Source organism: Pseudoalteromonas sp. EB27 (assembly GCF_001974875.1).
Classification (GTDB): Bacteria; Pseudomonadota; Gammaproteobacteria; order Enterobacterales; family Alteromonadaceae; genus Pseudoalteromonas.
The window spans coordinates 197,319-210,574 of the sequence record NZ_MTQD01000010.1 but is presented as its reverse complement, the minus strand read 5'-3'; the positions used below and the strand labels follow the sequence as shown (position 1 = coordinate 210,574).

At 41.2% G+C, this 13,256-nt stretch carries 8 protein-coding genes and 5 tRNA genes; all 13 read right to left on the bottom strand.

From position 1 onward, the window contains the following. Positions 1–180: 180 nt before the first annotated feature. The 13 genes from BW142_RS12995 to recJ all read right to left on the bottom strand — a co-directional run bounded on the left by BW142_RS12995 (position 181) and on the right by recJ (position 13,205). Positions 181–1,917, bottom strand: a complete 1,737-nt coding sequence (locus BW142_RS12995) for a potassium/proton antiporter (protein ID WP_076925112.1) — start codon at positions 1,915–1,917, stop codon at positions 181–183. A gap of 400 nt (positions 1,918–2,317) precedes the next feature. Then, a complete protein-coding gene (locus tag BW142_RS12990; protein ID WP_076925111.1) occupies positions 2,318–3,694 on the bottom strand; it encodes a Na+/H+ antiporter NhaC family protein in 1,377 nt (458 codons plus the stop codon). Positions 3,695–3,885: 191 nt separating this feature from the next. Beyond that, positions 3,886–5,544 carry a penicillin binding protein PBP4B gene (pbp4b, locus tag BW142_RS12985; protein ID WP_076925110.1) on the bottom strand — a complete coding sequence of 553 codons (1,659 nt, stop codon included), beginning with the start codon at positions 5,542–5,544 and terminating at the stop codon, positions 3,886–3,888. Positions 5,545–5,553: 9 nt separating this feature from the next. Beyond that, the gene (locus BW142_RS12980) at positions 5,554–6,729 is read right to left on the bottom strand and encodes a DUF1343 domain-containing protein (RefSeq protein ID WP_076925109.1); all 1,176 of its coding nucleotides are present in this window, start codon (positions 6,727–6,729) and stop codon (positions 5,554–5,556) included. 636 nt (positions 6,730–7,365) lie between these two features. Beyond that, positions 7,366–7,442, bottom strand: a tRNA-Arg gene (locus BW142_RS12975). 115 nt (positions 7,443–7,557) lie between these two features. Continuing rightward, positions 7,558–7,634: transfer RNA gene (locus BW142_RS12970), tRNA-Arg, on the bottom strand. 51 nt (positions 7,635–7,685) lie between these two features. Continuing rightward, a tRNA-Arg gene (locus BW142_RS12965) sits at positions 7,686–7,762 on the bottom strand. A gap of 74 nt (positions 7,763–7,836) precedes the next feature. Beyond that, positions 7,837–7,913 (bottom strand) — tRNA-Arg (locus tag BW142_RS12960). 38 nt (positions 7,914–7,951) lie between these two features. Continuing rightward, positions 7,952–8,044 (bottom strand) — tRNA-Ser (locus BW142_RS12955). Between the two features lie 128 nt (positions 8,045–8,172). Next, entirely contained in the window at positions 8,173–8,355 is a 183-nt protein-coding gene (locus BW142_RS12950; protein ID WP_024597674.1) for a hypothetical protein, read from the bottom strand. A gap of 324 nt (positions 8,356–8,679) precedes the next feature. Beyond that, positions 8,680–10,215, bottom strand: a complete 1,536-nt coding sequence (gene lysS / locus BW142_RS12945) for a lysine--tRNA ligase (protein ID WP_024597675.1) — start codon at positions 10,213–10,215, stop codon at positions 8,680–8,682. A gap of 26 nt (positions 10,216–10,241) precedes the next feature. Next, positions 10,242–11,340 (bottom strand): peptide chain release factor 2 gene (gene prfB / locus BW142_RS12940; RefSeq protein WP_139016071.1). Its coding sequence is split into 2 segments (ribosomal slippage): positions 10,242–11,264 and positions 11,266–11,340, totalling 1,098 coding nucleotides; the frame shifts between segments, so codons are not numbered across the junction. A gap of 143 nt (positions 11,341–11,483) precedes the next feature. Further along, positions 11,484–13,205: a single-stranded-DNA-specific exonuclease RecJ gene (gene recJ / locus BW142_RS12935; protein WP_076925108.1), complete on the bottom strand. Its 1,722-nt coding sequence runs from the start codon at positions 13,203–13,205 to the stop codon at positions 11,484–11,486. Between the last annotated feature and the right edge of the window lie 51 nt (positions 13,206–13,256).

The following is a 13,256-nucleotide window of genomic DNA, read 5'->3' as shown; positions in this document are numbered from 1 at the left end:
CAGGCAATTGGTGCTGCAATGAGAAAGCTGACACATATCTGTTTTGGTGTTGTGAAGAATCAAACTGAATATCAGCCCCAAGCTATTTAAAGAAAGCTTGAGGCTGATTAGAAGAGATGGTATCTACGTCCGCTATAAACGTGAGCCTAGCGCTAAATAAATTATTGTAAATAATTACGGCTATAAAAGCCGTTTTTCTGGATTGTTTAAATACTTTAAGCCAATGGTAACTATGCGTGTATGTACCATTGTTATAACGCGTATTTGCACATTGCCAATAACAACAATAGCGCCTTTACTGACTTCTCCTGAAAGCTTTTGGTTAATTACTTCTTCCAAGCTTATCTCTTCTGGGGCGTCTATGTGCATGTGATAAGAGTAAAATATATCGCCTACCAACGTTACCCCTTTCACTTTAAGTTCGTTGTGGGCTAAGTGGCTATCTTGATGGTTTGTTTTATCGGTTGCTGTAAAAACTAAATCAACAAAAGGTCTGTTATCTGGTTTTAAAACAACAAATAAGTGGTCATTTGCTTTTAACTTAGTTGAGCCTCGTGGCGGGATGATTGACGGGCCCCGTGTGATCATAGCAACAACCACACTCTCAGGAAGTGCCGCATGTGACAAACTGCGCCCAGAAACCCGAGAAACGTCACTTAAGGTGTATTCTACAATTTCTATATCAATATCGTTTAGCGCTGTGATTTCGAGTGTTGCAGCGGCTAGGTCGGGCGGTGGCTCTACTAAGTTTAGTTTTTTAGCCATCCAAGGCATTGTTGAGCCCTGTAACGTGGCTGAAATTAACACTACGAAAAAAACAACATTAAAAATAAGTTCAGCCCCTGAGAGGCCAAATAGTAATGGGAATATAGCTAAAATAATGGGTACTGAGCCTCTAAGCCCGACCCAAGATACAAACAGGGTTTCGCGATTATTAAAGCCAAACAGTTTTAAAATAGGCGCTACAGCTAACGGGCGAGCAACAAAAATAAGTGCCAATGCAATAAGTAATCCTTCTAACCATACATCAACCAACGACGATGGATTAATAAGAAGTCCTAATACAACAAACATGGTTATTTGCCCAAGCCATGCTAAGCCGTCATGAAACAGAAAAATACCGCGTTTATATACAAATTTACTGTTACCTAAAATAACACCCGTTATAAATACAGCTAAAAATCCACTACCGCCGAGCGTTGCTGAAAGGCCAAAAGAAAGCAGTCCAAATGCGGTTACCATCACTAAATACAAACCCGATGCATTTAGTTTAATTCGATTAATAAACCAAACCGATACCTTACCAATTAAAAGACCACAAATAGCGCCAACACCCATTTGTTGAGCAAATAACTGTAGTAAATCCAGCCCTATTGGCATGTCGTTAACGAGCATTTCGAGCAATCCAACCGTTAGAAAAATAGCCATTGGATCGTTCGAGGCACTTTCTATTTCAAGGGTCGATTTAAGCTTTTTGTTTAAGTGAATGCCCGCACTTCGTAAAAGCGCAAATACTGCTGCGGCATCTGTAGAGCCAACAATAGCGCCCAGTAATACACCTTGTAATATGGGCAGGTCTAAAATATAAGTGGCCACAAGGCCTGTAATTACAGCGGTAAATAACACCCCAACGGTTGCTAAAGCAGACGCGGGTTTCCACACTTGTTTAATTGAACTGGTAGGCGTTTGTAAGCCGCCATCAAATAGAATAATGGCAAGCGCGAGAGTACCCAAAGCATGTGCGGCCTCTGCGTTGTCGAATGAAATACCTGCAATACCGTCTTCACCTGCGAGCATACCTACAAGTAAAAATAGCACCAGCACCGGTAAGCCAACGCGTGCAGATAACTTGCTCGAGATCACTCCTAGTAAAATTAATATGGCACTAACGAGAATGATATTATCAATTGCAAACATAGTGTGGATTTACAGCCTTATATGAGTTATACCAATCCGCAATAATACTTAATCATTTTACGGGGCTAAACGTGTCGCTACCGGCGTTAAAAAATTCTCATTTAGAACAACTAAATAGCAAATTTTTTGCCTAGCTATCAACACGTTTTTCCAGCCTCAAAATAGATCACTTAATTAAGCGAATTGGTATTAAAAAGTAAGAATTTATAGCTATTAAAAAGCTTAAAGCTCATGCTATACAATAACCTAAAAAATATAAATACGGGTACTTAAGTCTATATTTAAATAGTTTATTTAATATCTAGAGCGTCGTTAAGCTTGGTATTACTCGGCTCGGTCTTAATTTAAAAACAAAAAAGCCTGCAATAAGCAGGCTTTTGAGTATTTAAATAATCAAATTTTACAAAACAATAATGCTTGTTACTAAGTACGCTAAAAACGTAAGGCCACCACCAAATAAGGCGTACGGTAGCTGCGTTTTAACGTGGGTGAGTAAGTCACATCCCGATGCAATAGCCGATACAGCGCTGGTGTCGGATATAGGCGAGCAATGATCGCCAAATATACCACCACCCAAAATAGCACCAACAACAAGCGATGGCGGTAAACCTAGCGCTTGAATAAGTGGCACACCAATTGGGATTAATATAGCAAACGTACCCCACGATGTACCCGTAGTAAACGACATTACTGCGCCAGTTAAAAACAGCACCGGTACTATTAAGTAAATAGGTAAGTAGTCGCCGACAAGTGACGCTACAAATACCCCAGTGCCAAGCTCTTTTAGGCTTGCGCCAAGTGTAAGCGAAAGCAGCACAATGGCGACCAATGGCATTAATTCGCCCATGCCTTTAAAGCCTGTATCAACTAATTGATGGTGCGTAAATTTACGCGAACCAATCATTAAAAAGTAAGCCACAACAATAGCTAAAACTGTTGCGTATAATACTGATTTAGAGCCACTGCCCTCGGCTAGTACACCATTACCGGTGTAATACATAAAGCCAACCATGCTGGTAATAAGCGTAATAAGCGGGATTAACATGTAACGCGCTTTAGAGGCTTTTATTTCATCTTTTACGTCGGTTGTTTGAAGCTCTAGTTTTTCTTCGGCTTCTTTCATTGGGCCGTGCACTTTATCAAACGCGATTGTGTAAAAAACAATAGCAAGGGTAATTATGGCGTAAAAGTTATACCCTACGCTGCCCCACAATACCGATACAGCCGACTCACCTAGCTCGTAGTTACCTAACAAACCAAGTACAAATGCACCCCAGCCGTTAAGTAGTATTAAAATACACACTGGCGCACTGGTGCTGTCAATAATGTACGCTAAACGCGCTCGGCTCATTTTAAATTTGTCGAACAAGCCACGCGATAAAATACCTGAGGTAAGTACGCTCAAGTTAGATTCTATAAACACCGCAATACCGGTAAACATGGTTAAAAAGCCCACTTGGCGCTTACTTTTTGCAATGCCTTTGTTCATTAGCATATTAACAGTTGCTGCAACGCCGCCAGATTCGCGAATATAGGCAAGTAATGCACCAATTAAAATACTAAATATTAGTATGCGTGTATTACCTGGCGAACTAGCTACCGAAATAATACGTTCAATGGTATTTAAAAAAGTATCAAACACGCTATTACCTTCGCCCTGAAAGGCGAGTAAAAACTCAGAAGAAGCAACGGCAACAAGTAGTGCCATAATCACTTCTTTTCGCCAAAACACGATAGCAATCGCAATTAGCGGCGGTAAAATAGAATACCAATGCATAAAAAGTTAACCTTAATTATTAGCGAGTAAACCTCGCTTTGTACGCGTTTTAACGCTTATTTGTTAAGCCTAACAACATAAACCGGCTTAGTTTTATAGACCGCTTAGCTTAATGGATTGGCTTACTCAAGTCACCTGTAAATAAATCACTTAAGGTGGCACAGTTAGTACGTTTTAACCTATACGATAGCTTATTGATTTAGTAACGCTTCGTAAATAAGCGAGACAACCGATCCGTACTGCGCGGTTTCAAATTGTTTGCCTGTAAATTCGTAACGTTTTTGCGAGCCTTTAATTGCACTATGGCGAGCATTAGTAAGTAAAACAATAGCCAAGTCGTAAGCGGGGTCTATTACGGTTACTGTGCCTGTCCAACCGGTGTGGCCATAAGCCTGCGCGCTTGCATAAGGACCAAAGTGCCAACGCCTTGCTTGGTTATTACCGGCAAGCCTAAAGCCAAGCCCGTAGGTTTCATCACTTGATTGCGGCGTTAAAAATTGCGCTAAAGCGCTTGCACTAAATAATTGTTGATCGCCGTAGCCACCATTATTTAATAATAGCTGGCAAAGCACAGCTAAGTCGTGGGCGTTACTAAATAGCCCCGCATGCCCTGCTACGCCATCAAGTGAGTAATAAGCGCGCTCGTCATGCACTTGGCCTTGTAAAACATTGGTGCGAACATTATCAAACTTAATACGCCCGTCTCGTGTGTTGCCGCTAAGCTCAGTGGCTGCAAATTGCTGCGGCTTAAAGCCTTTTTTAAGTGGATTAAATAACGTGTTAGTTAATTTTAGTGGCGCATACACTTGCTGCTCTAGGTATTCGTCAAGAGGCTGCCCTGTAATGCGCTCAATTAGTACGCCTAAAATCATGTAATCAATATCTGAGTAAACATGCTGCCCAGATGATTTACTGCTAAAAGGCACGCTGGTAAGTAATAGCTGCTTAGTGGTTTTACTGTTTTGCGAATAAAACGCGTCGCCATAGCTGCCATCTTTGCGATGGAAGTCAAATACTGGCGGGTATCCGGCGCTGTGAGTGAGTAACTCTTTTACTGTACGTTGTACTCGCCCTTCGCCTTTATACTCGCTTAGGTAGCTTTGCACGGGTTTATTAATATTTAATAGCCCTTCGCTTACTAATTTCATAAGTGCAAAGTTGGTGGCAAATATTTTGGTGTTTGAGGCCAAATCAAACAAGATATTAGTTTGCATTGGCTCTGGACGAAGTAGCATTAAGTCACTTTGCTGATATTGTTTTGCATCGCCATAGGCGGTTAACTTTATTAGCTCTCCATTTTTAACAACAGCCAATACAGCCCCAGGAAAACCTGCTTTTACATCGCGTTCAATTAATGTGTCTACTTCAGTAAAATCTATATGCTTTTTTGGTTCATCACTTAAAGTAGGAAATGCAAAACGCAGTGTTAAGCTTGCGCCAGCAGGGAGAATATTTTCAACTTTAAAGGTATTAACACCGTTGTGAGTATTTTTTGCCAAACTGTAATTGTATAAGGTGTTGGCGCTTAGTTGGTTAACGTCGAGCTTTTGATTATTAATGTAAATATCGGCGCTTTGTGCGTTATGGTTTTGTATTAATAATTGCCCGCGCCCTTTGTAAGCTTTAAACGTTCCTCGGTTATTTACATAAAACCGGCTACTTGGATTTACCTCAGGAAACGTTACAACCACTTGTGCATTAGGCAGCTCTACAAGTTGGCTCTTTGTAAGTGGTAGCACCGAGCTAATAGGCACAGGTGGTGTACTACAACCCACAATAATAAAGCTTAACGCCGCTATAAATGCATTTTTTATATAACTACACCTTTGATTTTTAAAAGCAATAAACATGCTTAGCCCTTATTTATATAACAAGTAAGGCGCTCTTTGCGCTTTAAATTTCGCAAGCCCCGCCTGCCAACTTTGTTTTATTTGCGCTTCTGATTGCCCTGCTTCAATAGCTAAGCGCAATTTATTAGTACCCGCTAGTTTATCCATAAAGTCAGCGCGCTCAAAAAACGAGATGTTGTTTTTACTAAGCTCCGTGTACGCATTTATTAAGTAAGTTAAATTTAAACCTGTAATATTTGCTTGTCTTAAATCGAGCCCTTGCACGGTTTGGTTTTTAAATTTAGGGTTTAAAGCAGCGCCTTTAATTGCGCGCGGTGTAAAACTAAAATCGCCCAATGTAATTGGCGAGTAACCAATTACCTGAAACGCAAAGTCGGTGCCTCTACCAATACTGACAGGCGTTGCTTCAAAAAAACAAAGCGACGGATAAAGTGCAATGGCTTGATCGTTAGGTAAATTAGGGCTGGGTTTTACAGGCAAGCTGTAAGTACTCTTGCGAGTGTAATGCTCAACAGGGATCACAATTAATTTTAAATCGGGCGCTTTATTGATCCAGCCCTCGCCCTTGAACATTTTGGCAAGTTCGCCAACGGTCATACCATGTAAAACAGGTATTGGGTGCATGCCTACAAACGATTTAAATTCTGGCTCTAATATTGGCCCATCAACGTAGGCAATATTTGGATTGGGTCTGTCGAGTACTAAAAACTCTATCCCTTGCTCTGCAGCGGCTTCCATCATGTAATGCATAGAGCTTATGTAGGTATAAAAACGCACGCCTACATCTTGAATGTCAAAAATAATCACATCAACATCATCTAAAGCAGCTCGGCTTGGTTTTTTATTTTTACCGTAAATAGAAATAAGCGGAATACCGGTTTTGCTATCAACGGCATTTTTTACATGTGCGCCTGCATCGTGATCGCCCCTAAAGCCATGCTCTGGTGCAAAAATTTTAGTTATGTTTATGCTTTTAGCCAGCAGAGCATCTACTAAGTGAGTTTGCCCTATAATTGATGTTTGATTGACTACTAGCCCTACACGTTTATTTTTTAACTGCGGTAAATATTTAGCATATTGCTGCGCACCTACTACAAGTGAGTTGTTAGCTTCGTTGGTTTGCACGCTTGGAATAAAAATGGCGCTAAAAATAAAAAATAACGTAATAAATAGGGTTTTAAACATACTGCAATATCCTTTTAAACAAGGCGTTTAAAATAACATAGGTAATATTAAAGAGCAGCTTTAGAAAAGGGTTAAGTGGGCTTGAGTAGATACAGTAATTAGAAGCAGGCGCTTCTCACGCGAGCAAGCTCAGCGTCTACAACAAATGAATAAACTCGGAGTTTGGATTTAAAGATTAGAGCTGTTTTTACTTGTAGGCGTACAGCTTGCTGACGCGACGAGCAGCGCTCGTAAATGTTTTGCTCTGAGTTTATTAAATTAGAAGCTACCGCTTCTCACGCGAGCAAGCTCAGCGTCTACAGGAGTAGTAATCTACACTTCACTTTATTTCGGGCACAAACAAGCCGACTTAATGTCGGCTTGTTTATGAAAGTGGTGGGCGCAGGACGTATCTTGTAAGAGTGAACCTCCGATTGCTTGGTTCTCAATTCGGCTAAACCTACACTTCACTTTATTTCACTTTATTTCGGGCACAAAAAAACCGACTTAATGTCGGTTTGTTTATGAAAGTGGTGGGCGCAGGACGTATCTTGTAAGAGTGAACCTCCGACTGCTTGGTTCTCAATTCGCCTAAACCTACATTTCACTTTATTTCGGGCACAAAAAACCGACTTAATGTCGGCTTATTTATGAAAGTGGTGGGCGCAGGAGGATTCGAACCTCCGACCGCTCGGTTCGTAGCCGAGTACTCTATCCAGCTGAGCTATGCACCCACTTTCATAGATTGCTTATTTAAACTCTAAGCAGAGCGTATAAATTCAGACATAAAAAAACCGATTTCCATCGGTTTATTTTCCTTACACTTAAAAGTGTATGAAAATATGAAAGTGGTGGGCGCAGGAGGATTCGAACCTCCGACCGCTCGGTTCGTAGCCGAGTACTCTATCCAGCTGAGCTATGCACCCACTTTCATTTTTACTATTACTTGTTTTTACTCTAAGTGAGAGTTTATAAAGTGGTGGGCGCAGGAGGATTCGAACCTCCGACCGCTCGGTTCGTAGCCGAGTACTCTATCCAGCTGAGCTATGCACCCACTTTATAGTTTACTTATTTAAACTCTAAGTAGAGTTTTGGCTTATTTAGACTCTAAGCAGAGTTATTAAAGTATGGTGGGCGCAGGAGGATTCGAACCTCCGACCGCTCGGTTCGTAGCCGAGTACTCTATCCAGCTGAGCTATGCACCCATACTTTAAAACTTTACAAAACACGCCATTAAAAGAAATGGTGGAGAGGGAGGGATTCGAACCCTCGATAGAGCTACAAACTCTATACTCCCTTAGCAGGGGAGCTCCTTCGGCCACTCGGACACCTCTCCGTCTTGTGGGGCGTATAATAAAGATTTCAGAAAATATGTCAAACACTTTTCTACCAAAAACGACTATATGGTTATAGATTGCACATATGCTTGGTTTAAAAGTGTAATTAGTTTGAAATTTAAGCGGGTTACGCGTTTTTATTTGAAGGATTAACACCTAGCACGGGAACTAAGTCATCAGTTAACTGAGCCAAATACTGTTCTTGGTAACCTAACTGTTGAAATTCAGCAATACAAGCACGGTAATAAGCATTTCGTTCTTGCTCTGATGTGCCCTCTTCTGAAAAATCATCTACTCGTTTGTCTTTCATACTATTATTCTAAGTCCTTTAAGAATCTATACTTAAACTGCTAAATACCAAACAGTGTAAATTTCGTGCGTATTCTAGCTAAAACCTTTACATAAATACAACATATGTTTAAAAAACAATCATACTAAAAAGTTATAGCACTGTTAGTTTTAATATTAAAAACTGCCAATAACAATAAATTAGTGAAGCTGAATTGCACATTAACCAGCACTAATAACTACATTTAATTTTTAGTGTAGTACTTATTAATTAAAATACTAATACAAAATAAAAAAACGCCGCTATTAAGCGGCGTTTATTAACTTACTTTGTTCTACCCAAAGCTTAGTCAGCTTGCGGGCGCATATGCGGGAACAAAATAACGTCTTTGATTGTAGATGAGTCAGTAAACAACATTACTAAACGGTCAATACCAATACCTTCACCTGCAGTTGGCGGTAAGCCGTACTCAAGTGCGCGTATGTAGTCTTCATCGTAATGCATTGCTTCATCATCGCCTGCGTCTTTCTCTTCAACTTGGCGTGTAAAGCGCTCTGCTTGGTCTTGTGCATCGTTAAGCTCAGAGAAACCATTTGCAAGTTCACGACCGCCAACAAAAAATTCAAAACGGTCGGTAACAAATGCATTTTCGTCGTTACGGCGTGCAAGTGGAGAAACTTCCCACGGGTAGCCAGTAATAAACGTAGGTTGAATAAGCATGTGTTCTGCTGTTTCTTCAAATATTTCACACAAGAACTTACCTGGGCCCCAAACACAGTTTTCAGGAATTTTAACGTGTACTTGTTTAGCGTACGCTTTTAATTCGTCAAAGTGGTTTTCTGGGTCGTTAAATACCGCAGCATCAAACTCAGGGTTATATTTTAAAATTGCGTCCGCCATGCTTAAACGTGTAAACGGTTGGCCAAAGTCGTATTCAACTGAGTCAATTACTTCGCCGTTTTCGTCTTTAGTTGTATTAACTACAACTGCACTACCTAGTACGTTTTCTGCAACCGTACGTAACATGTCTTCAGTGATGTTCATCAGGTCGATGTAATCAGCGTATGCTTGGTAAAATTCAATCATTGTGAATTCTGGATTGTGACGCGTAGATAACCCTTCGTTACGGAAGTTACGGTTAATTTCGAATACACGGTCAAAACCACCTACCACTAAGCGCTTTAAGTAAAGCTCAGGCGCTATACGTAAGTACATGTCGATATCAAGCGCGTTATGGTGAGTTACAAACGGACGCGCAGATGCACCGCCAGGTATAACCTGTAGCATTGGTGTTTCTACTTCCATAAAGTCACGGTCTGCTAAAAAGCGACGAATGCCTTCAACTACTTGTGAACGGATGCGGAATGTTTCGCGCGTTGCTTCGTTAGTAATTAAATCAACGTAACGTTGGCGGTACTTTGTTTCTTGATCTGATAAGCCATGGAATTTTTCAGGCAACGGACGAAGTGACTTAGTTAATAATTGGTACTCAGTCATTTCTACGTATAAATCGCCTTTACCCGATTTATTTAATGCGCCTTTAACACCAATAATATCGCCAGTGTCTAGCTGACCATATTTTTCTTTAAGATCTTTTTGAACATCTTTAGATGCATACGCTTGTACGCGACCTTTCATGTCTTGAATTACAAAAAACGGTCCACGCTTTGCTAAAATACGGCCAGCGATAGACACAACTTCTTGCATCTCTACTAATTCTTCTTTGCTCTTATCACCAAACTGGGCTTGCAAATCAGCCGTGTAATGCTCACGACGGAATTGGTTTGGATGACCGTTGGCTGGGCAATTTTCGCGTATAGCATCTAACTTGCCGCGACGCTCAGCGATTAACTTGTTTTCGTCTTGGATTTTATCAGTCATTTTTTAGCTCTTTATTAGCTTGGTGGTTATAGGCCAGATTTAAGGCTGGCTTCAATAAATTTATCTAAGTTACCGTCAAGTACCGATTGGGTATTGCGGTTTTCAACGCCTGTACGTAAATCTTTAATGCGTGCGTCATCAAGTACGTATGAACGAATTTGACTACCCCAACCAATATCAGATTTAGCGTCTTCTTGCGTTTGTTTTTCAGCATTTTGCTGTTGTAGCTCAAGCTCAAATAATTTAGCTTTTAACTGCTTCATCGCTTGGGCTTTATTTTTATGCTGTGAACGCTCGTTTTGACACTGCACTACGGTATTTGTTGGTACGTGAGTAATACGAACCGCCGATTCGGTGGTGTTAACGTGCTGACCACCCGCGCCCGATGCACGGTAAACGTCTATACGTAAGTCTGACGGATTCATATCAATTTCAATGTTATCGTCAACTTCTGGGTATACAAACGCGGAAGCAAATGAAGTATGACGACGACCACTTGAGTCAAATGGGCTTTTACGTACTAAACGGTGCACACCAGTTTCGGTACGTAGCCAACCGTAAGCGTATTCGCCAACAAAGCGGACAGTTGCGCCTTTAATACCGGCAACATCACCGTCGGTCGCTTCAACTAGCTCAACTTTAAAGCCTTTAGCCTCGCCCCAACGTAAATACATACGAAGTAAAATATTACACCAGTCTTGTGCTTCAGTACCGCCAGAACCTGATTGTAAATCAAGGTAAGCATCGTTTGAGTCATGAGGACCCGAAAACATACGACGAAACTCTAAACCTTCTAACTGTCCGTTTAAATCAGCAAGCTCAGTTTGCGCTTCAACAAAGGTATCTTCGTCTTCAGCTTCTACAGCTAGCTCAAGTAAGCCTTCAACGTCGTCAGTACCGGCTACTAGGTTGTCGATTGTTTCAACAACCGCTTCTAATGCTGATTTTTCACGGCCAAGCGCTTGTGCGCGTTCAGGCTCATTCCATACGGCTGAATCTTCAAGCTCGGCGTTAACTTCTTCTAAGCGTTCTTGTTTAAGAGCGTAGTCAAAGGTACCCCCGAAGCAATTCAGTACGTTCGCGAATTTCCTTGATTTGATTAATCACAGGATTCACTTCAAACATGTACATCACTCCAAAATAGCTAGGTAATTGCGCCCCTTTAAATGGGATTTTCGCAATAAATTATCGTCAAATGATAAAAACGCCCGATTTTAACAAAAAACCGCGCGCTTTATTAGCATTTTATGCATGATATTACATATTTTTTAATACACTTTTTCAAGCTCTCTAACTATTAATTGCAGCGTAAATTTACCTCTAAACTCATTTATATCGAGCTGATACGCTACTTTCACAAACTTGGCCTCAGTATCTGGCCACTCTTTTACATCAATACCAAAAGCAATGGCATCAACTAATCGACCAGATTGGTGCTTTAACACGAGCTTTAAATGCTTTTCGCCTACTATGCGCTGCTGTATTACTTCAAAGGTATGCTCAAACACCGGCTCAGGAAATTGCTGACCCCACGGGCCCGATTGCTTTAATAGCTGGGCAAAATCCATTGTAAAGCAGTCGTTTGGCAGCTCGCCGTCGGTAAACACAATGCAGCGCTTACTTTCTTCACTCAGTTGCGCGCTAACTGCGGCATCAAACGCTTTTTTAAAGTCGTTAAAATGCTGCTCGTTAATACTTAAACCAGCGGCCATTGCGTGACCACCAAATTTATTAATTAAATGCGGGTCGGCGGTATTAAGTCCTTCGAGTAAATCGCGCATGTGTAGCCCTTCAATAGAGCGGCACGAGCCTTTAATTTCACCGTTTTCGCCACCAGCAAATATAACGGTTGGGCGGTGGTATTTTTCTTTTAAGCGACCAGCCAAAATACCAATAACACCTTGATGCCAATCGTCTTGAAACAAACAAATAGCATCAGGGATGTTATCGTCGCTAAATGCGAGCCTATCAAGCACGGCTTGCGCCTCAAATTGCATGCCTTGTTCTATTTCGCGCCTTGCAAAGTTTAAGCTATCGAGCTCGCCCGCTATACTACGCGCTTGGTTTATATCGGTGCTAAGCAAGCACGCTATACCCAAACTCATGTCGTCTAATCGCCCTGCTGCATTTAAACGCGGCGCAAGCGAAAAACCAAAATCACTGGCACTTAAACGTGAGGCATTACGATTTGCCACTTCAATAAGCGCGGTAATACCAGGGCGTGTTTTACCACTGCGAATACGTGCTAAACCTTGATGCACTAACGTACGGTTGTTCGCATCAAGTGCGACCACGTCAGCAACCGTACCAAGCGCTACAATGTCGAGTAAGTTAGCTAAATTAGGCGGCGGTTGCTGCTCAAAATAACCTAAGTCTCGCATTACGCTTCTCAGTGCTATTAACAAGTAAAAAGCAACGCCAACGCCTGCAATGGATTTAGACGGAAAATCACATTCATGCCTGTTTGGGTTTACTATTGCATCGGCATTTGGCAGCTGCTCACCTTGTAAATGGTGATCTGTTACCAGCACTTTTATGCCAACCGCTTTTAAAATATCAATACCGGCAATACACGATATGCCGTTATCTACGGTGATCACTAAATCAGGTTTTATTTGTACTATTTGCTCTGCAAGCGCGGGGCTTAAGCCATAACCTAAGCTAAACCTGTCAGGAATTAAGTAATCTAAATGCTTAAAGCCAAACATCTCAAGGCCTTGCATTAAAGTTGCAGTACTTGTTGCGCCATCGGCATCAAAGTCGCCAACTATTAATATTTGGCTTTGCGCTTTTAATGCTTCAATTAATAAGTCGCTGGCTTTGTCGATGTCTTTAAACAATTTAAAGTCGTGGAGCGTCGCTACGCTGTTATTTAGCTCTTCGGCATTGAATACATTGCGGTTAGCATAAATTTGTTTAATTACAGGGTGTAAATTACTCGGCAGATGCGAGTCGTCAACGTTTTCACGCGCAATGATTAGTTTTTTCATGCAGAGTTTTAACTTATTGAGTCGTATTAAAAAGTCAAAAAAAGGCCATTA